Here is a 17,572-nt window from a genome sequence, read left to right on the forward strand (position 1 = left end):
GCTCACACTAACGCTCCTGGTTGTAGGTGCTGTCAGGACCACCGTGTTGATTCCCAGTGGCCTGGCCGTTCGTTTCGTCACTGCCTGCGTTACGTCCCCGCTCGACCCCTCGACGCAGGTTGCTCAACCTGCCCCGGACGTCCTCGGGAGCGCGGGAGACCTGTGGGCCCCCCTGGGGGGTGGTTTCGGCGGCTCCCTCGATCAGGTTGGCCTTGGGAACCCGCCGCGGCAGACCGGAGGAGGTCACCCCGCCCGCCTTGGGCTTCTTGAGCTGTGAGGCCTGCTGCCAGCGCGCGTCGTTCGCCGAGCGCCAGGATTCGGTGCCGGTGCTGTCCGGCGCGGGAGCCGAGGGCTCCTGGTTCGTGTGCCGCGCGCCGCCCGAGCCGTTCATGCCGCCCGAGCCGTTCATGCCGCTCGGGGTCGATCCCCGACGCGGGAGCCCGGCATCGGTCATCTCGTGGGCGGCGGAGGGGGTCGGTCCCGGACGGTCGAAGCCTACGCTTTCACGCTCACCCACGTCACCGGCCTGCGGAGATTCCGCTTCCGGAGTGTACTGGTCCGGATATCCGTTGCCGTAGCCGTCGGGCTGCGGCGGCCAGTCGTCCCGGTAGGACGGCTCATCGAAGGCGCGGAACGCCTCCGGGGCGGCGCCACGGGCCGGCGCGGGCGTCTCCTGAACCTGCTCCGGGTAGGTGGGCTCCGGATAGCCGCCGTTCGGCGAGAAGGCGTCGTTCTGCGGCAGACCGCCGTTCGGCGCGTAGTACGACTCGTCGTACGACGGTTGCTCCGGCTGATCGTAGGAGCGCTGCCGCTCCTCGTACGTCGGCTGCTGCTCCCCGTACGGCTGCTGGTGCTGCTCCCCGTACGTCGGCTGAGAGTCGAAGGAGTTCGGCTGCTGCTCCGGGAATCCGCCCTGGCCGGTGTCGTAGGGGGACGGTGCGTCGAACGCCTCCGGGTACGAAGGGGTCTCGGGTCCCTGTGAGCCCGGCTCCTGGTCCGGCGATTGGGGTTCCAGGGCCGCCCGGCGCTCCTCGCGCATCAGCGAGCGGCCCACCGGGTCCAGCTCCCGTATGTCGTCCGGGACCTCGGAGTAGCGGCTGTCGTCGAAGCCGAGTTCGGCGGCCGTGCGCGTCGGCAGGCCGGCGTTGAAGTTCTCGCCGCCGAAGCTCTGCTCCGGCATGATCTGCGAGACCGTGAACTCGTCGCGCTCCGGCTGGTGTTCGCCGCCGCCGCCGTGGGTGATCGCGTCGGGCAGCATGACCAGCGAGGTGGTGCCGGCCTGCTCGCCCGAGGGGCGCAGCTGCACGCGGATACCGTGCCGGTCGGACAGCCGACCGACCACGAACAGGCCCATACGCTGGGAGATCGCGGCGTCCACGGTCGGCGGGTTGGCCAGCTTGTGGTTGATGTCCGCGAAGTCCTCGGCGGTGAGACCGATGCCCTTGTCGTGGATCTCGATCATGATGCGGCCGTCGGGCAGCCGGGTCGCGGTGACGCGGACCTTCGTCTGCGGCGAGGAGAACGTGGTGGCGTTCTCCAGAAGCTCGGCCAGCAGGTGCACGAGGTCGGTGACCGCGCGGCCGTGGATCTCGGCCTCCGGGACGCCGGACAGCTCGATGCGCTCGTACTGCTCCACCTCGGAGGAGGCGGCGCGCAACACGTCGACCAGCGGCACCGGCTGGTCCCAGCGGCGGCCGGGCTCCTCACCGGCGAGGACCAGGAGGTTCTCGCCGTTGCGGCGCATACGGGTGGCCAGGTGGTCCAGCCTGAACAGGTTCTCCAGCTGGTCCGGTTCGGCCTCGCGGTTCTCCAAGTCGGTGATCAGGGTCAGCTGGCCCTCGATCAGGGACTGGTTGCGGCGCGAGAGGTTGGTGAAGATCGCGTTGATGTTGCCCCGCAGCATGGCCTGCTCGGCGGCCAGTCGTACGGCCTCGCGGTGGACCTGGTCGAAGGCGCGGGCGACCTCGCCGATCTCGTCCCGGGTGGTGATCGGGATGGGCTGGACGCGGGTGTCCACGCGGCCCGGATCGGTGCGCGAGAGCTGGTCGACCAGCATCGGCAGGCGCTGCTCGGCGATGCCGAAGGCGGCGTTGCGCAGCTGGCGCATCGCGCGGCTCATCTGCCGGGCCACGGTGCCGGCCAGGATGAACGCGAGGAGCAGGGCGACCACGACGACGGCACCGGTGACGAGGGCGTCGCTCTTGGCGTTGTCGGCGATGTCCGAGGCCTCGGCCACGGCCTTGTCGGCCAGGTCCGACTCGATCTGCCGGTAGGCGTTGTACTTGAGGGTGTTGACCGCCCACCAGTTGCTCGCGGTCATGCCCTGCCGGGCGAGCGCGTCCCGCGCGGAGGGGTCGGTCGTCTGGAGCGTCGAGATGGCCCTGACCATGTCGGCCGGGTTGGACGGCGGAGGCACGTAGGACGGGTCCTTCGCCTTGGCCTCCTGGGCCATCGCCACGCCGTCCGCACGGATCTTCTTCTCGGCCTCGGTGAGCTTCTGCGCGTCCGCCGCGGTGCCACCGCCGATGTACTCCTCGACGGCGATGCCCTCCAGATACGCGTACGAGGAGAGGGCGACCCGCTGGGCACCCAGGTCGGAGACCTTGGGACCCGGGCCGATCAGCAGATGCATGCCGATGGCGCGCTGCACCGACAGGGCGGCCTTGGTGAGCGAGATCGCGTAGACCGTACGGCCGTAGCTGGTGATGTTTCCGGTGCCCAGACCGAGCTCGTTGGAGAACTCCATCAAGGGGTGGGCGATCTGGACGTAGCCCTCTTCGGTCTGTACGCCGGTGAGCTTGGTCGTGTACGCGGCCGTGCGCAGTGCCTGGAGCTTGGGCTCCTCGTCGCGGAAGATCTGCAGACGGCGCAGCAGGCCGGTCTTCTGCGGCATGCTCTGCGCCGCCTGGTCGAAGGCGTCGGCGGCCTTGTCCGTCGCGGAGCGGACCTGGGTGACCGTCGCCTTGTCCTGGGCGCTCTGGCTCTTGCCCTTGAGCAGCGGCGCGGCGGAGACGTCCCGCTCGGTGAACAGCGCGTCCGCGTAGGTGAGGGACGCCCGTACCAGAACCGCGGTGTCCTCCGCGTCCTGTGCCTCCCGCCAGGTGTCGATCGAGCTCTTCACCTGGAAGCCGCCCATGACGAGGCCGACCAGCACGGGTATGAGCAGGATCGCGTTCAGCCGGGTCGGCACCCGCCAGTTGCGTGGAGAGAAACGGCCGCCGCTCGATGCGGGCCCGGCCGTTGGCTCCGATCCGGGCACAGGGGCGGGCGCCGCTCCGCGCGGCGGCGGGGTGAAGTTGCCCCGGGCCGACGGCTCGGGACCGTTCTTGCTTCGCCTCACTCGACCAACAACCTTCCGGCGGTCGGCACCAACGTTGTGCCGCAACGCTGTGCCGCAGTGTCTCAGAACCCAGAGAGCCATCGACGGGTGAGTACGTCTTTGACTATTAGGCAGTTCACGCATTCCAGCACGTCGTCCTCCGCACCTCCAAACAGTGCGGAGTGAGGATTCGAGTGATGTAAGCCCCAGATAAAACGGTCATAAAGAGCAAGCCCCGTCAAAAGACGGGGCTTGCATGCGCACAGCGAGACCAGTTGACCGCGATGCGTGGCGGTACCACCCGATTCTTCTGCCGAAACGTTATGAACACCGGGGCCGACCGTGTCAAGAGACACAGTCGGCTCCGTCACATCTCCGACAAGTTCCGTATGACCCGGACGATTTGGGCGCTACCGCAGACGTGCCATCAAAGCGTGCTCCACCAACGTGATCAGGGCGCCCTTGGCGTCGGAGCGGTGCCGGGCGTCGGTGGTGATGATCGGGGTGTCGGGGCCGATCTGCAGGGCCTCGCGCACCTCCTCGGGCTGGTACGGCTGGTGCCCCTCGAAGCCGTTGAGCGCGACGACGAACGGCAGGCCGCTGTTCTCGAAGTAGTCGACCGCGGGGAAGCAGTCGGCGAGACGGCGGGTGTCCACCAGGACGATCGCGCCGATGGCGCCGCGCACCAGGTCGTCCCACATGAACCAGAAACGGTCCTGGCCCGGCGTACCGAACAGGTACAGGATCAGGTCCTGGTCCAGCGTGATGCGGCCGAAGTCCATGGCCACCGTGGTGGTGGTCTTGCCTCCGGTGTGGGTGAGGTCGTCGATGCCGGCCGAAGCTGACGTCATCACGGCCTCGGTACGCAGCGGGTTGATCTCCGAGACGGCGCCGACGAACGTGGTCTTGCCCACGCCGAAGCCACCCGCCACCACGATCTTCGCGGACGTGGTCGTCCGGCCTCCGTCAGAGCTTGCGAAGTCCACTGAGCACCCTTTCGAGCAGTGTCACGTCGGGAGCGCCGGTGCTTTCGTCGCCACCCGGCTGGTGGATGGCGACGAGTCCTGCCTCCGCGAGGTCCGCGACAAGAATCCGGGCCACGCCCAGGGGCATGGTCAGCAGCGCCGAGACCTCGGCGACCGATTTCACCTCGCGGCACAGGTGGCAGATCCGCTGGTGCTCGGGGAGAAGTCCCATGAGCGCCGCCGGGTCGGCCGTGGTGCTGATCAGGGCCTCGATGGCGAGCTGGTAGCGCGGCCGGGTCCGGCCGCCGGTCATCGCGTAGGGACGTACCAGCGGCTGGTCGCCCTCATCCTCGTACGGCTCCGCGTACGGATCATGAGAAGCGGTGGGCGGGGTCATGAATCCTCCGGGCGGGACAGCAAGTCGGTCAGCAAGCCGTCATAAGGGGCCGGTGGGGGGATTGTGGCGGCCGGACGGTTATTTGGTGAGACGGGTGGATCCGATACGGCTCAGTGGAGCAGACTGCCTTGGAGTTCGGCGCGCAGGTCGGGCGTGAGCACGGCACCCGCGCGGTCGACCAGGAGCGCCATCTCGTAGCCGACGAGGCCGATGTCGCAGTCGGGGTGTGCGAGTACGGCCAGCGACGAGCCGTCCGAGACGGACATCAGGAACAGGAATCCCCGCTCCATCTCGACGACCGTCTGTGCCACGTCGCCGCCCTCGAAGATCCGGGAGGCGCCGGCTGTCAGTGAGGTGAGTCCGGACGCGACGGCTGCCAACTGGTCGGCACGGTCGCGTGGGAAACCCTCGGACATTGCCAGAAGGAGTCCGTCGGCGGACACGACGACGGTGTGGGACACCCCGGGAGTGTTGTCCACGAAGTTGGTGATCAACCAGTTCAGGTTCTGTGCCGCCTGGCTCATCGGGCTCAACTAGTGCTCCTGCTGGTGAGTGGGGCTCGGGAAGCTGCCGGTCTGGCCGGTACCGGCCTGTCGACCTTGCGCGATGCCCCGACGGAGATTGGTCAGCCGGCCGCGTACGTCATCAGGCGCACGCGAGACCTGCGGACCGGTTTGGTGCTGTTGCTGCTGAGCCGTGCCCGGGACGAGGTTCGCCCGGGGCACCCTGCGCGGCAGACCGGAGGTGGTGATGCCGCCCGCGGCCGGCTGCCGGACGCGCTCTGCCTGCCGGACGAGTTCGTCGTTCGGAGAGCTGCGCCAGGAGCTGGCGACGGGACGCTGAGGGGCAGCCGGAGTGTGCGGCTGCTGGTGCGGGGCCGCCGGAGGGGCGGCGGCCGAGTCGGGGCCCTGACGGCCGTTCTGTTGACCGTTCTGCTGCCCGTGGAACCAGTTGGTCTCGAGCGTGTCGAACAGCGGCGTACGGCCGTCACCGGGACCCGCCGGCGGCAGCTCCCACCCGTCCGGTCGCCGTCCCTCATCGGGCCGCTGCTGCGGACGCTGCGGGGCCGGCGGGCGCGGAGCACCGAAGTCGGAGTCACGCGCGCCGTTGACCTGCGGACGCTCGAACTGGCCCGTCGAGGAAGAAGCGTTGGCGGGGTGCTGGCTCTCCGGCAGGGAGTGCTGGCCCGTGAAGCCGTCGTCGTACCCGGGCCGGGCGAACTGGCCACCGGCACCGTCGTAGCCGGGTTGCGGGAACTGTCCGGTCGAGCCGCTGTCGTACGCCTGTGGGGAGGCGAACGGGTCCGTGACCGACGACGTCACCGGGTTGTTCTGCTCGCCCGAGGTGCGGAAGATGTCGGAGCGGACGAACGGGCCGCCGGTGATCTGATCCGGCCGGTCGCTCCGGCCGTCCTGCCCGCCACTCGTGCCCGGGCGGGGGAACTGCCCGGTGCTCTGCGGGGAGCCGGACGCCGGGGCGTCGAAGTCCGAACGGGTGAACTCGGACATGGACCCGGGATCCTGACGGGCGTCGAGCCGCGGGATCGCCGGCATCTCCGCGGTCGCGCCCGGGCCCTGCCGGTCGTCGATCCGCGGTATCCGGGAGGTCTGCGCCGGGTCCTGCTCGTCATGGCCGCGCGGGGCGTCCAGCGAGGTACGCGGCACCGGAGGCTGGGCGTTCTCGTCGCTCCAACTGGGCGTACGGGGCTGCTGGTCGCCGCCGGGCAGCTCGGCCCGCGCGCCACCGCGTCCGGGCAGCTGCGGCCGACGGCGCCGGCCCTTCGACTCGGAGCCCTTGTTCGAGGACGGCGACTGCGGAGGTACGGCACCCCGGGCGCCGCCGAAGGCGTCCTGTCCGCCGCCAAAAGCATCCTGTCCGCCGCCGAACGCGTCCCGACCGCCGCCGAAGGCGTCCCGTCCGCCGCCGAACGCGTCCCGACCGCCTCCGAACGGGGCCTGGCCCTGCGGTCCACCGGTGCCCGCGGCCTGCAGGCCCTGCGGCGCACCCGGAGCCTGACCGCCGAAGCCGGCGCCCGCTGGAGCCGGCCGGCCCTGCTGGGGCGCATCCGGACCCTGCGGCCCGCGCGCTCCGCCCGGCGCACCCGGATGACCGCCCGCGTCCCGCCCGGGCAGCGCGGCCCGCGGTCCCTGACCGGGGTTCAGCCGACCGCCCGCGGGGGCACCGCCACCCAGCGCACCGCCACCGGCGCCCGGCTGGCCGTTGCCGCGCCGGGCAGCCGCCACACCGGCCGCCGCGGCGGCCATGGCACCACCGGCGGCACCCTGACCGGGCTTCGGCTGGGGCTTCTTGCCGCCCTGGGCGAGATCGACGGGGAGCATGACCAGCGCGGTCGTACCGCCGGAGTCGGACGGCCGCAGCTGGATACGGATGCCGTGCCGCTGCGACAGCCGGCCGACCACGAACAGACCCATGCGGCGGGAGACGGAGACGTCCACGGTGGGCGGCGAGGCGAGCCGCTCATTGATCGCCGCGAGGTCCTCGGGGGAGAGGCCGATACCGGTGTCGTGGATCTCGATCAGAACGCGGCCGTCGGGCAGCGCGTGACCGGTGACCTTGACCTTGGTCTGCGGCGAGGAGAACGACGTCGCGTTCTCCAGCAGCTCGGCGAGCAGGTGGACGAGGTCGTTGACGACCCGGCCCGCCACTTCGGTGGTCGGCACGGAGGAAAGCTCGATGCGCTCGTACTGCTCCACCTCGGACGCGGCGGCGCGGAGCACGTCGACCAGCGGGACCGGGCGGGTCCAGCGGCGGCCGGGCTCCTCACCGGCGAGGACGAGGAGGTTCTCACCGTTACGGCGCATGCGGGTCGCGAGGTGGTCGAGCTTGAACAGCGAGGACAGCTGGTCCGGGTCGGCCTCGCGGGACTCGAGCTCGGAGATCAGCGACAGCTGGCGCTGGATCAGACCCTGGGAGCGGCGCGAGAGGTTGGTGAACATCGCGTTGACGTTGCCCCGCAGCAGGGCCTGCTCGGCGGCGAGCCGGACCGCCTCGCGGTGCACGTCGTCGAAGGCCGCGGCCACCTGGCCGATCTCGTCCCGGGAGTGCACACCGACCGACTCCACGGACGTGTCGACGTCCTGCGGGTCGGACTCGGACAACTGCTTGACCAGCTCGGGCAGCCGGTCCTGGGCGACCTTGGTGGCCGTCTCCTGGAGCCGGCGCAGCGAGCGGATCATGGAGCGGGCGACGACGAACGCGCCGACCAGCGAGATACCGAGGACGAGCAGGATCAGGACACCGGAGAAGATCGCGTCCTGCTGGGACACGTTGCGCAGCTCGCGGGCTTTCTGCTCCATGTCCTCGAGCAGCGTGCGCTCGACGCCGCCCATCTGTTCGAGCTTGATCGAGCTGTCGTCGACCCAGTCCTTGTAGGACCGCTTGTCCAGGTCGGCGAGACCGGTCTGGAAGGCACGGCCGCCGTACTGGTCGGTGGCCTGGATGGTGGGGTTGCCCTCCTCGACGGGCTTGAGGAGCTCGGTGGCGCGGTCCGTGCCGTAGATGCTGCGGAAGCTGGCGAGGTCGGAGTCCTCGCTCTCCGCGGCGCCCTGGGCGTACAGGCGGTCGTTCTCGGTGAGAGTGCCGGAGACGGTGTTGCTGGCGGGCAGCGCCGCCGCGAGGACCGCGCGCTGGATGGACGCGTACTCCTTGGCGGAGGAGAAGGCCGCGAGGGCGCGTGTGCGCTGGATCATCTCCGGGTTGCTGGTGGCCTCCGCCATGTCCTGCGAGAGGTCGAGCAGGTGGGTGATGAGGCGGTGGTAGCCCTCGACGGTCTGCGAGGCGTTGTTCTTGGTCTGGTAGGCCGAGCCACGGATCTTCGACAGGCCGCTCAGGTCGCGGACGAGGCCGACGAGGGTCTCCCGGACGCCCTGGAGGTCGGCGGGGTCGATGTCCTCCGCGGCGGCCGTGAAGGCCTGCACGGCCCGGTCGGTCTTGGTGCGGTCGCCCTTGACCGTGTAGTCGGTGGACGCTCCGTGCGCCAGCGGGCCGGCCGACTCGTCGCGCTCGTCCTGGAGCGCGGCGGCGAGCTCGGTGGCCTGCTTGGTCATCTCCGTCAGCAGCTTCATGTTGTCGAGCTGCTGGATTTCGTTCATGGAGTCGTTGATGCGCACCGCGCCCAACGTGGTGGCCGCGACGACGGGGAGCGTGAGCAGCGCCACCAGACGGGTGGAAATGCGCCAGTTGCGCAGGGCTGCTCGCGGACCGGGGCCGGTCGGGCTCTTCGGTGGCTTCACCGGTGGCGTGGTCGGAGCGGACGGGTTCGACGCCTTGGACGCGCCGGGGCGCCCACCGCCGTTGCCGACCGCGGCCGGGCCCGGGTTCTGGGCGTGCGGGGGCGAGGAGTTGCCGGCCGTCGGGCCGGTCCCGCCGTGCGGCTCCGGCTCGGCCGAAGCACTGCCATCCCTCTTGAAACGTCCCTGCACTAGCGTCGCAACCTCTGGACCAGGCGTCCTTCCGCGTGAACGGAAGGACGGTGTCGGCGTCGTAGGGAGCGTCCTGAAATACGCACCCTGATGGTCGTGAGTAACCGGCGCTGGATCCCCCACTTCCCGCCGCCACTCGGCGCTTCTGTGCGCCCCCTGCGCGCCGGCTCGATCCCGCGGCGGTCCGTGGAATTCCAGCACAGTGCCGGATCTCCAACAAGGCCCGAAGGCCGAGCCGTTATCTAAATAACAGAACGTGAGTGCGAAGTTACCGGTTGTGTCATTTGATCTCCTTCATAACGGACTTATGCCCGCGAGTCCCTCGGGAGCGAGGGTGTCCCAGTCGCCATGATCGGGAGCGGAATGATGCCTTCAGGGGGTCAATGTCCGTTTCGTTGGGGCGAGTTGTCGGTCCGTTATAACCCTTTTGCCGGTGCACCCGTGAGCAAACTCACATGAGAACCATGGGGTGTTCGCGGCTTCGGCGGGGAATGGCGTGTTTAGCCTGACGCTTTACAGGGATGGCATATCCGACAACCCGCGTCGGCCGCGGGGCCTTTTGGCTCGACCGGCGCACGTACAGAACGGGTCTCGTAAGAACCGTGAAGACGACGATGATGTTCCACAAGATCGCCAACCCGCGGCGCACCACGCTGGCCCACCTGAAGGACGCCGACGAACTCCAGGCCCCGGAGCAGCCGGAGCACTCCGTCGTCCTCCCCGAGCAGACCGCCAACCCCAAGCGTACGGTGCTGATGGAGGCCCCCGTCGCCCCCCGGCCCGAGGCCGCCGAGTAGTCGCCGGCCGCGGTGTGGCTCCCCGGGTGACCGGGGAGCCACATTCGTTTCCGTGCCTCCCGCGGTGGACCCGATGATCACGCCCCCCGACCGGTTAGCCTGGAGCGTCCAGCGTCGGCTCGCGGGCAAGCCGGTCGGCCGACACGCACACCAGTTCTCAGTGAGGGGCGCAAGGATCCCGTGCGCATCGCCAGATTCTCCATCGACGGGAACGTCGCCTTCGGCGCGGTAGAGGGCGACCGGCCGGACGAGCTCGTCCTCGACATCATCAAGGGCATCCCGTTCAGGGACTTCGAGCTCTCCGGTACGAAGGTCCCGCTGGCATCTTCCGATGCGAAGACCAGGGTGCGGCTGCTGCCCCCGGTGCTCCCCAACAAGGTCGTGGCCTTCGGACGCAACTACGCGGAGCACGCGCGCGAGCTGGGCAACGAGGTGCCGGACGCCCCGTTCGCCTTCTTCAAGCCGTCCACCTCGGTGATCGGCCCCGGCGACGAGATCCAGTACCCGTCCTTCTCCGAGGACCTGCACCACGAGGCCGAACTGGCCGTCGTCATCGGCCGCATGTGCCGCGAGGTCCCGCGCGAGCGCGTCAAGGACGTCATCCTCGGCTACACGTGCGCCAACGACATCACCGCGCGCGACGTCCAGAAGCGCGAGAAGCAGTGGGCCCGGGCCAAGGGCTTCGACACCTCCTGCCCGCTCGGCCCCTGGGTGGAGACCGATCTGGACCCGTCCGACCTGACCATCCAGCTCACCGTCAACGGCCGGCAGCGCCAACTGGGTCGCACGAGCGAGATGATCCACTCCATCGAGGACCTGATCGTCAACATCACCGAGGCCATGACGCTGCTTCCCGGTGACGTGATCCTCACGGGCACCCCGGCAGGCGTCGGACCCCTCACCGTCGGCGACGAGGTCGCCGTCACCATCGAAGGCATCGGCACTCTCACCAACAAGGTTGTCAAGCGTGGCTAGCGCACCCGTTCGCGTCCGATTCTGCCCGTCGCCCACCGGTAACCCGCACGTGGGCCTGGTCCGCACCGCCCTGTTCAACTGGGCGTTCGCCAGGCACCACCAGGGAACCCTGGTCTTCCGCATCGAGGACACCGACGCGGCCCGTGACTCCGAGGAGTCCTACGAGCAGCTCCTCGACTCGATGCGCTGGCTGGGCTTCGACTGGGAAGAGGGCCCCGAGGTCGGCGGCCCGCACGCGCCCTACCGCCAGTCGCAGCGCATGGACCTCTACAAGGAGGTCGCCGGCAAGCTCCTGGTCGCCGGCCGCGCCTACCACTGCTACTGCTCCCAGGAGGAGCTGGACACCCGCCGCGACGCCGCCCGCGCCGCCGGCAAGCCGTCCGGCTACGACGGCCACTGCCGCGACCTGAGCGCCGAGCAGGTCGCCGACCACCAGGCCCAGGGCCGCACGCCCATCGTCCGTTTCCGCATGCCGGACGAGACGATCACCTTCACGGACCTGGTCCGCGGCGAGCTGACGTTCACCCCGGAGAACGTCCCCGACTACGGGATCGTACGAGCCAACGGGGCGCCCCTCTACACGCTCGTGAACCCGGTCGACGACGCCCTGATGGAGATCACCCACGTCCTGCGCGGCGAGGACCTGCTGTCCTCGACCCCGCGCCAGATCGCCCTGTACAAGGCGCTGACCGAGCTGGGCATCGCGAAGCAGACCCCGCAGTTCGGCCACCTCCCCTATGTCATGGGCGAGGGCAACAAGAAGCTGTCGAAGCGTGACCCGCAGTCGTCGCTCAATCTCTACCGAGAGCGCGGCTTCCTGCCCGAGGGCCTGCTGAACTACCTCTCCCTGCTGGGCTGGTCGCTCTCCGCCGACCAGGACATCTTCACGATGGACGAGATGGTCGCGGCCTTCGACATCGCGGACGTGAACCCCAACCCGGCCCGCTTCGACCTGAAGAAGTGCGAGGCGATCAACGCCGACCACATCCGTCTGCTGGACGTGAAGGACTTCACGGAGCGCTGCGCCCCCTGGCTGAAGGCCCCGTTCGCCCCCTGGGCCCCGGAGGACTTCGACGAGGCCAAGTGGCACGCCATCGCCCCGCACGCCCAGACCCGCCTCAAGGTCCTCTCGGAGATCACCGACAACGTCGACTTCCTGTTCCTGCCCGAGCCGGTCTTCGACGAGCCGAGCTGGACCAAGGCGATGAAGGAGGGCAGCGACGCCCTGCTCCGCACCGCCCGCGAGAAGCTGGAGTCCGCGGACTGGACGTCCCCGGAGTCCCTGAAGGAGGCCGTCCTGGCCGCCGGTGAGGCCCACGGCCTCAAGCTCGGCAAGGCCCAGGCCCCGGTCCGCGTCGCCGTCACCGGCCGCACGGTCGGCCTGCCCCTCTTCGAGTCCCTGGAGATCCTGGGCAAGGAGAAGACCCTGGCCCGCGTCGACGCGGCACTGGCGAAGCTGACGGCGTAACCCGTACGCCCGTGAGGTGCGGTACCCCCGGTGTGGGGGTGCCGCACCTTCGTCGTTCCGCCGGACGGGCCGTGGGTCCCCGCGTTACCGTCGGACCATGAGCATTCGGGCCGTGGTCTGGGACGTCGACGACACCCTCTTCGACTACACCACCGCGGACCGCGAGGGCATGCGCGGCCATCTGGTGGCCGAGGGCCTGCTCGCCGGCTACGGCACCCCGGAGCGGGCCCTGGCACGGTGGCGGGAGATCACCGACCAGCAGTGGGCCCGCTTCTCGGCCGGGGAGACGTCCTTCGAGGGACAGCGCCGGGATCGCGTACGGGTCTTCCTGGGGGAGAAGCTGACCGACGACGAGGCAGACGCCTGGTTCAGCCGTTACCTGGGTCACTACGAGAGGGCCTGGTCGCTCTTCCCGGACGTCCTGCCCGCCTTGGACACGCTCGCCGTCAGCCACCGACACGCCGTGCTGTCCAACTCCAGCATCCACGTCCAGGACCGCAAGCTGCGTGCCCTGGGGGTGCACGACCGCTTCGAGGCCATCCTGTGCGCGGCGGAGCTCGGCGTCTCCAAGCCGGAGGCCGGCGCCTTCCTCGCGGCCTGCGACGCCCTGAGGCTCGCCCCGCACCAAGTGGCGTACGTAGGCGACCATCCGGAGATCGACGGACGGGGTGCCGCGGACGCCGGACTGCTGTCCGTGTGGATCGACCGTGGGGGTGTGTACGCGACCGTGGCGCCGCCGGTGGGCCCCCGCAGGATCGCTTCCCTCGCCGAACTCCCCGCGGTCCTCGGCGCGGATACACGTTTTGGAGCCCCGTCCACCTTCAGGTAATGTTCTTCCTGCGCCGCCGGTGAGCGGGCCGAAAGGTCCGGAGCCGGAGGCGCAAGCTAAACAAGATCCCCACATGGGATTGCGTTTCAGTGGCCTATGGTGTAATTGGCAGCACGACGGTTTCTGGTTCCGTTAGTCTAGGTTCGAGTCCTGGTAGGCCAGCTCGCAGAGCTCATCTGCAACTGCGGAGACCAACTCTGCAACGCCCCCGTTGTGTAGCGGCCTAGCACGCTGCCCTCTCACGGCAGTAGCGCCGGTTCGAATCCGGTCGGGGGTACAGATCCTTCCCGCGGGAGCAATCCGGGTCGCACCCGTTGTTCCCGAGACGCAGGATCGCTAGGGCCCCCGTTGTGTAGCGGCCTAGCACGCCGCCCTCTCAAGGCGGTAGCGCCGGTTCGAATCCGGTCGGGGGTACGAACTGGTCTGAACCACATTGGTCTATGGTGTAATTGGCAACACTACGGTTTCTGGTACCGTCATTCTAGGTTCGAGTCCTGGTAGACCAGCTCGGCCTGCGGAAACGCAGGATCGCTAGGGCCCCCGTTGTGTAGCGGCCTAGCACGCCGCCCTCTCAAGGCGGTAGCGCCGGTTCGAATCCGGTCGGGGGTACGCGACAGAAGGGCCCTTCCTCGGAAGGGCCCTTCGGCTTTTCCCCGTCACGTGCCGCCGAATCGGCGGCGCGACTCCTGAGCCTCCGCCAGTCGGCGCAGGCTCAGCAGCACCGGCTCGTACAGCACGGTGAGCGCCACCGCGGCCTCCACCTGTTCCTCCGGAGTCCGGTAGCGCTCCACCAGGTCGAGATCGGTGACCGCCAGCCGCTCCATCGCGCGGGCGTTCGGCTCCAAGTCCTGGGCGGAGCACGGGTAACCGAGCCGGGAGAGGGTGGCGATCGCGGTCACCAACATCCCGTACGCCGGTGCGGTGGGAGCTTCGGACGACGGGTCGTAGCTCCAGCCGAGCCGTTCCAGGAGAGCGTCGGCGGTGCGCCGGCCCACCTCGGTCGCCGGGTCGTTCTCATCGGGCGCCGGCCCGTGCGGCAGGGCACGTACGGCGGTGCCCAGCCGCTCGTTCCGGTCGAGGCCCTCGTCCTGCAGGGCGGCGAGCACCTCCCGGGCCGAGGCCACCGGGATCCGGCCCACCTGGATCAACGCGCGCACCAGGCGCAGGCGTCGCAGATGCTCCTCGTCGTACTCGGACTGCGTGGCGGTGATGCGGCGGCCAGGGGGCAGCAACCCTTCGCGCAGGTAGTACTTGATCGTCGCCGTGGTGACACCGCTGCGCGTGCTCAGCTCTGCCAGTCGCATCCGCCTCGCACCCTCTTTCCTTGTGCGTTTCCTCTTGCATCCCCTCTTGGGGAGTGTCACTATCCAAGCATGGATAGCGACACTATCCAATCGTTGGGTTTCGTGACGCGAGGGAGTGGGGACGCGATGGGTGCCAAGCCGATCGAAGGGCGCACGACGGCGGTGACCGAGGACGAGGTGGTCGTCTTCCTGGTCGGAATGCGGATCAACAGCTTTGCCGCGCCGCGCAGTTGGCTGCCGGTGGCCAGGGCCATGGGCCCGATGCTCGCGGAGCTGTCGCGGGAGAAGGGCAGCGGGCTGCTCGGTTTCCAGTTCCTGTTGGGCTTCCCGCGCGTGCTGTACGTGGTGCAGTACTGGGACTCGAAGGAGAAGCTGCTCGCCTACGCGTCGGTGCCGGACAGGGGACACCGGCCGGCCTGGGCCGCCTTCAACCGGCGGCTGCGCGAGGGTAAGGGCAAGGTCGGCATCTGGCACGAGACATACGTCGCGCCGACGGGGTCGTACGAGTCGATCTACGTCAACATGCCCGCGTTCGGCCTGGGGAAGGCCACCGGAGTCGTTCCGGTCGGCCGGCGGGGTGACCGGGCGGTCGACCGGCTCCGGATCTCCTGAGTGTGTCCGCGGCTCGCCGGGTTCTGTCGGGAGCGGCCTGCAGGGAGGGGCCTGTAGGGAGGGGCCTGTAGGGAGGGGCCTGCCGCGGCGTTGAGGCCGGCCTTCCCGGTGTCGCACGGGCTTGGCAGTCAGCCCGTGCGGCGCAGGGCCTCGGAGAGGCGGCCGGCCGCGTCGATGACGGCCTGGGCGTGCATCCGGCCCGGGTGGCGCGTCAGGCGCTCGATGGGTCCGGAGACCGAGACGGCGGCCACCACGCGATTGGAGGGGCCGCGCACAGGTGCGGAGACGGACGCGACGCCCGGCTCGCGTTCGCCGATGGACTGGGCCCAGCCCCGGCGCCGTACGCCCGACAGGGCCGTGGCCGTGAAGCGGGCGCCCTGGAGGCCGCGGTGCAGGCGCTCCGGCTCCTCCCAGGCCATCAGGATCTGCGCCGAGGAGCCCGCCTTCATGGTGAGCGTCGAGCCGACCGGGACCGTGTCCCGCAGGCCCGACAGGCGCTCCGCCGCGGCGACGCAGATGCGCATGTCGCCCTGGCGGCGGTAGAGCTGCGCGCTCTCGCCCGTGAGGTCGCGGAGGTGGGTGAGCACCGGTCCGGCGGTGGCGAGCAGGCGATCCTCGCCCGCAGCCGCCGCCAGCTCGGCCAGCCGGGGACCGAGAATGAAACGGCCCTGCATGTCACGCGCCACCAGGCGGTGGTGTTCCAGGGCCACGGCCAGTCGGTGGGCCGTGGGTCGTGCCAGCCCGGTCGCCGCGACCAGACCCGCGAGGGTGGCCGGACCGGACTCCAGGGCGCTCAGGACAAGGGCTGCCTTGTCCAGAACGCCGACGCCGCTACTGTTGTCCATGAAACGATACTCGCGTCTCACTCTGTGAAACGCAAGTTCAATTTTCGGTGGAACGCGCCACTCTGGAAGACATAGCGGCCCGCGGAACAGGGGCCCGGCGGCGGATGCCCGGACGCAGGGGCGCGGGCGCCGCTACCTCAAGATCTCTAGTTGGGCCGGACGTGACCTGTCGGCCGGAGGGAAAGCGATGGGTAGGACACTCGCGGAGAAGGTCTGGGACGACCACGTCGTCCGGCGCGCCGAGGGCGAGCCCGACCTCCTCTTCATCGATCTGCACCTGCTGCACGAGGTGACCAGCCCGCAGGCCTTCGACGGTCTGCGCAAGGGCGGTCGCCAGGTGCGGCGGCTCGACCTGACCATCGCCACCGAAGACCACAACACCCCGACCATCGACATCGACAAGCCCATCGCGGACCCGGTCTCCCGGGTCCAGCTGGAGACGCTGCGCAAGAACTGCGCCGACTTCGGGGTGCGCCTGCACCCGCTGGGCGACGCCGAGCAGGGTGTCGTGCACGTCGTCGGCCCGCAGCTGGGTCTGACCCAGCCCGGCATGACCGTCGTCTGCGGCGACTCGCACACCTCCACGCACGGCGCCTTCGGCGGTCTGGCGTTCGGCATCGGCACCTCGCAGGTCGAGCATGTGCTGGCCACCCAGACGCTGCCCCTGGCCCGCCCGAAGACCATGGCCATCACGGTCGACGGGGAACTGCCCGACGGCGTCACCGCCAAGGACCTGATCCTGGCGATCATCGCCAGGATCGGTACCGGCGGCGGTCAGGGCTACATCCTGGAGTACCGCGGCTCCGCCATCGAGAAGCTCTCGATGGAGGCCCGGATGACCATCTGCAACATGTCGATCGAGGCCGGCGCCCGCGCGGGCATGATCGCCCCCGACGAGACCACCTTCGCGTACCTCGAGGGCCGCCCGCACGCCCCCAAGGGCGCGGACTGGGACGCGGCCGTCGCGTACTGGAAGACGCTCAGGACGGACGAGGACGCCGAGTTCGACGCCGAGGTCGTCATCGAGGCCGCCGGACTGTCGCCGTTCGTCACCTGGGGCACGAACCCCGGCCAGGGCGCACCGCTTTCGGCGAACGTCCCCGACCCTGCTTCGTACGAAGACGCTTCGGAGCGCGTCGCCGCCGAAAAGGCCCTGGAATACATGGGGTTGGACGCCGGTCAGCCGCTGACCTCCATCAAGGTGGACACCGTCTTCGTAGGCTCGTGCACCAACGGCCGCATCGAGGACCTGCGCGCCGTCGCCGAGATCGTCAAGGACCGCAAAGTCGCCGACGGCGTGCGGATGCTGGTGGTCCCGGGCTCCGCGCGGGTGGGTCTGCAGGCCGTCTCCGAGGGTCTGGACGTGGTCTTCAAGGAGGCCGGCGCCGAATGGCGGCACGCGGGCTGCTCGATGTGTCTGGGCATGAACCCGGACCAGCTGGCCCCCGGTGAGCGTTCCGCGTCCACCTCCAACCGCAACTTCGAGGGCCGGCAGGGCAAGGGCGGTCGTACGCACCTGGTGTCGCCGCAGGTCGCGGCCGCGACAGCGGTGCTGGGCCACCTGGCCTCCCCGGCCGACCTGTCCGACGCCGAGACCCGTACGCCCGCTGGAGTCTGAG

The 17,572-nt window shown here is 69.7% G+C and carries 13 protein-coding genes and 5 tRNA genes; 11 read left to right on the plus strand and 7 right to left on the minus strand.

Features of this window, described 5'->3' with window-relative positions; translation table 11 throughout:
- Positions 1-7: 7 nt before the first annotated feature.
- The 5 genes from M2271_RS09240 to M2271_RS09260 all read right to left on the minus strand — a co-directional run bounded on the left by M2271_RS09240 (position 8) and on the right by M2271_RS09260 (position 9,123).
- Entirely contained in the window at positions 8-3,340 is a 3,333-nt protein-coding gene (locus M2271_RS09240) for a nitrate- and nitrite sensing domain-containing protein (protein WP_280886628.1), read from the minus strand.
- 389 nt (positions 3,341-3,729) lie between these two features.
- Positions 3,730-4,305 (minus strand): ATP/GTP-binding protein, encoded by a 576-nt coding sequence (locus M2271_RS09245; RefSeq protein ID WP_280886629.1) that lies wholly within the window; start codon positions 4,303-4,305, stop codon positions 3,730-3,732.
- Entirely contained in the window at positions 4,286-4,681 is a 396-nt protein-coding gene (locus M2271_RS09250) for a DUF742 domain-containing protein (protein ID WP_280886630.1), read from the minus strand. The genes M2271_RS09245 and M2271_RS09250 overlap by 20 nt, the downstream gene beginning before the upstream one ends.
- 110 nt (positions 4,682-4,791) lie before the next feature.
- Entirely contained in the window at positions 4,792-5,205 is a 414-nt protein-coding gene (locus tag M2271_RS09255; protein ID WP_030667329.1) for a roadblock/LC7 domain-containing protein, read from the minus strand.
- Positions 5,206-5,214: 9 nt separating this feature from the next.
- The gene (locus M2271_RS09260) at positions 5,215-9,123 is read right to left on the minus strand and encodes a nitrate- and nitrite sensing domain-containing protein (protein WP_280886631.1); all 3,909 of its coding nucleotides are present in this window, start codon (positions 9,121-9,123) and stop codon (positions 5,215-5,217) included.
- A 602-nt stretch (positions 9,124-9,725) separates the two neighbouring features.
- Here M2271_RS09260 and M2271_RS09265 point away from each other — a divergent pair.
- From M2271_RS09265 to M2271_RS09305, 9 genes are all read left to right on the plus strand, one after another.
- On the plus strand, positions 9,726-9,920 hold the full coding sequence (locus M2271_RS09265; RefSeq protein ID WP_280886632.1) for a hypothetical protein: 195 nt from the start codon (positions 9,726-9,728) through the stop codon (positions 9,918-9,920).
- A gap of 180 nt (positions 9,921-10,100) precedes the next feature.
- A complete protein-coding gene (locus M2271_RS09270; protein WP_280886633.1) occupies positions 10,101-10,895 on the plus strand; it encodes a fumarylacetoacetate hydrolase family protein in 795 nt (264 codons plus the stop codon).
- Entirely contained in the window at positions 10,879-12,363 is a 1,485-nt protein-coding gene (gltX, locus tag M2271_RS09275) for a glutamate--tRNA ligase (RefSeq protein WP_280886634.1), read from the plus strand. The genes M2271_RS09270 and gltX overlap by 17 nt, the downstream gene beginning before the upstream one ends.
- A gap of 97 nt (positions 12,364-12,460) precedes the next feature.
- The gene (locus M2271_RS09280; protein ID WP_280886635.1) at positions 12,461-13,192 is read left to right on the plus strand and encodes an HAD family hydrolase; all 732 of its coding nucleotides are present in this window, start codon (positions 12,461-12,463) and stop codon (positions 13,190-13,192) included.
- A gap of 90 nt (positions 13,193-13,282) precedes the next feature.
- Positions 13,283-13,354 (plus strand) — tRNA-Gln (locus M2271_RS09285).
- 42 nt (positions 13,355-13,396) lie between these two features.
- A tRNA-Glu gene (locus tag M2271_RS09290) sits at positions 13,397-13,469 on the plus strand.
- A 64-nt stretch (positions 13,470-13,533) separates the two neighbouring features.
- Positions 13,534-13,606 (plus strand) — tRNA-Glu (locus tag M2271_RS09295).
- A gap of 20 nt (positions 13,607-13,626) precedes the next feature.
- Positions 13,627-13,698 (plus strand) — tRNA-Gln (locus M2271_RS09300).
- A gap of 30 nt (positions 13,699-13,728) precedes the next feature.
- A tRNA-Glu gene (locus M2271_RS09305) sits at positions 13,729-13,801 on the plus strand.
- 47 nt (positions 13,802-13,848) lie between these two features.
- Here M2271_RS09305 and M2271_RS09310 read toward each other — a convergent pair.
- A complete protein-coding gene (locus M2271_RS09310; protein ID WP_280886636.1) occupies positions 13,849-14,496 on the minus strand; it encodes a MerR family transcriptional regulator in 648 nt (215 codons plus the stop codon).
- Positions 14,497-14,622: 126 nt separating this feature from the next.
- On the opposite strand from M2271_RS09310, the gene M2271_RS09315 reads away from it, so the two are divergent.
- Complete coding sequence (locus tag M2271_RS09315) at positions 14,623-15,108, plus strand: DUF4188 domain-containing protein (RefSeq protein WP_280886637.1); 486 nt, start codon at positions 14,623-14,625, stop codon at positions 15,106-15,108.
- Positions 15,109-15,236: 128 nt separating this feature from the next.
- On the opposite strand, the gene ndgR is transcribed toward M2271_RS09315, so the two are convergent.
- A complete protein-coding gene (gene ndgR, locus M2271_RS09320) occupies positions 15,237-15,953 on the minus strand; it encodes an IclR family transcriptional regulator NdgR (protein ID WP_280886638.1) in 717 nt (238 codons plus the stop codon).
- Between the two features lie 187 nt (positions 15,954-16,140).
- Here ndgR and leuC point away from each other — a divergent pair, with 187 nt between their 5' ends.
- On the plus strand, positions 16,141-17,571 hold the full coding sequence (leuC, locus tag M2271_RS09325; RefSeq protein ID WP_280886639.1) for a 3-isopropylmalate dehydratase large subunit: 1,431 nt from the start codon (positions 16,141-16,143) through the stop codon (positions 17,569-17,571).
- Position 17,572 lies beyond the last annotated feature (1 nt).

This window comes from Streptomyces sp. LBL (assembly GCF_029893585.1).
Taxonomy (GTDB): domain Bacteria; phylum Actinomycetota; class Actinomycetes; order Streptomycetales; family Streptomycetaceae; genus Streptomyces.

What these genes read in the sequence shown, in the direction of transcription:
- M2271_RS09315 (WP_280886637.1), top strand. Translation starts at nt 14,623, where the DNA reads ATGGGTGCCAAGCCGATCGAAGGGCGCACGACGGCGGTGACCGAGGAC.
- M2271_RS09280 (WP_280886635.1), top strand. Translation starts at nt 12,461, where the DNA reads ATGAGCATTCGGGCCGTGGTCTGGGACGTCGACGACACCCTCTTCGAC.
- leuC (WP_280886639.1), top strand. Translation starts at nt 16,141, where the DNA reads ATGGGTAGGACACTCGCGGAGAAGGTCTGGGACGACCACGTCGTCCGG.
- M2271_RS09255 (WP_030667329.1), bottom strand. Translation starts at nt 5,205, where the DNA reads ATGAGCCAGGCGGCACAGAACCTGAACTGGTTGATCACCAACTTCGTG.
- M2271_RS09310 (WP_280886636.1), bottom strand. Translation starts at nt 14,496, where the DNA reads ATGCGACTGGCAGAGCTGAGCACGCGCAGCGGTGTCACCACGGCGACG.
- ndgR (WP_280886638.1), bottom strand. Translation starts at nt 15,953, where the DNA reads ATGGACAACAGTAGCGGCGTCGGCGTTCTGGACAAGGCAGCCCTTGTC.
- M2271_RS09250 (WP_280886630.1), bottom strand. Translation starts at nt 4,681, where the DNA reads ATGACCCCGCCCACCGCTTCTCATGATCCGTACGCGGAGCCGTACGAG.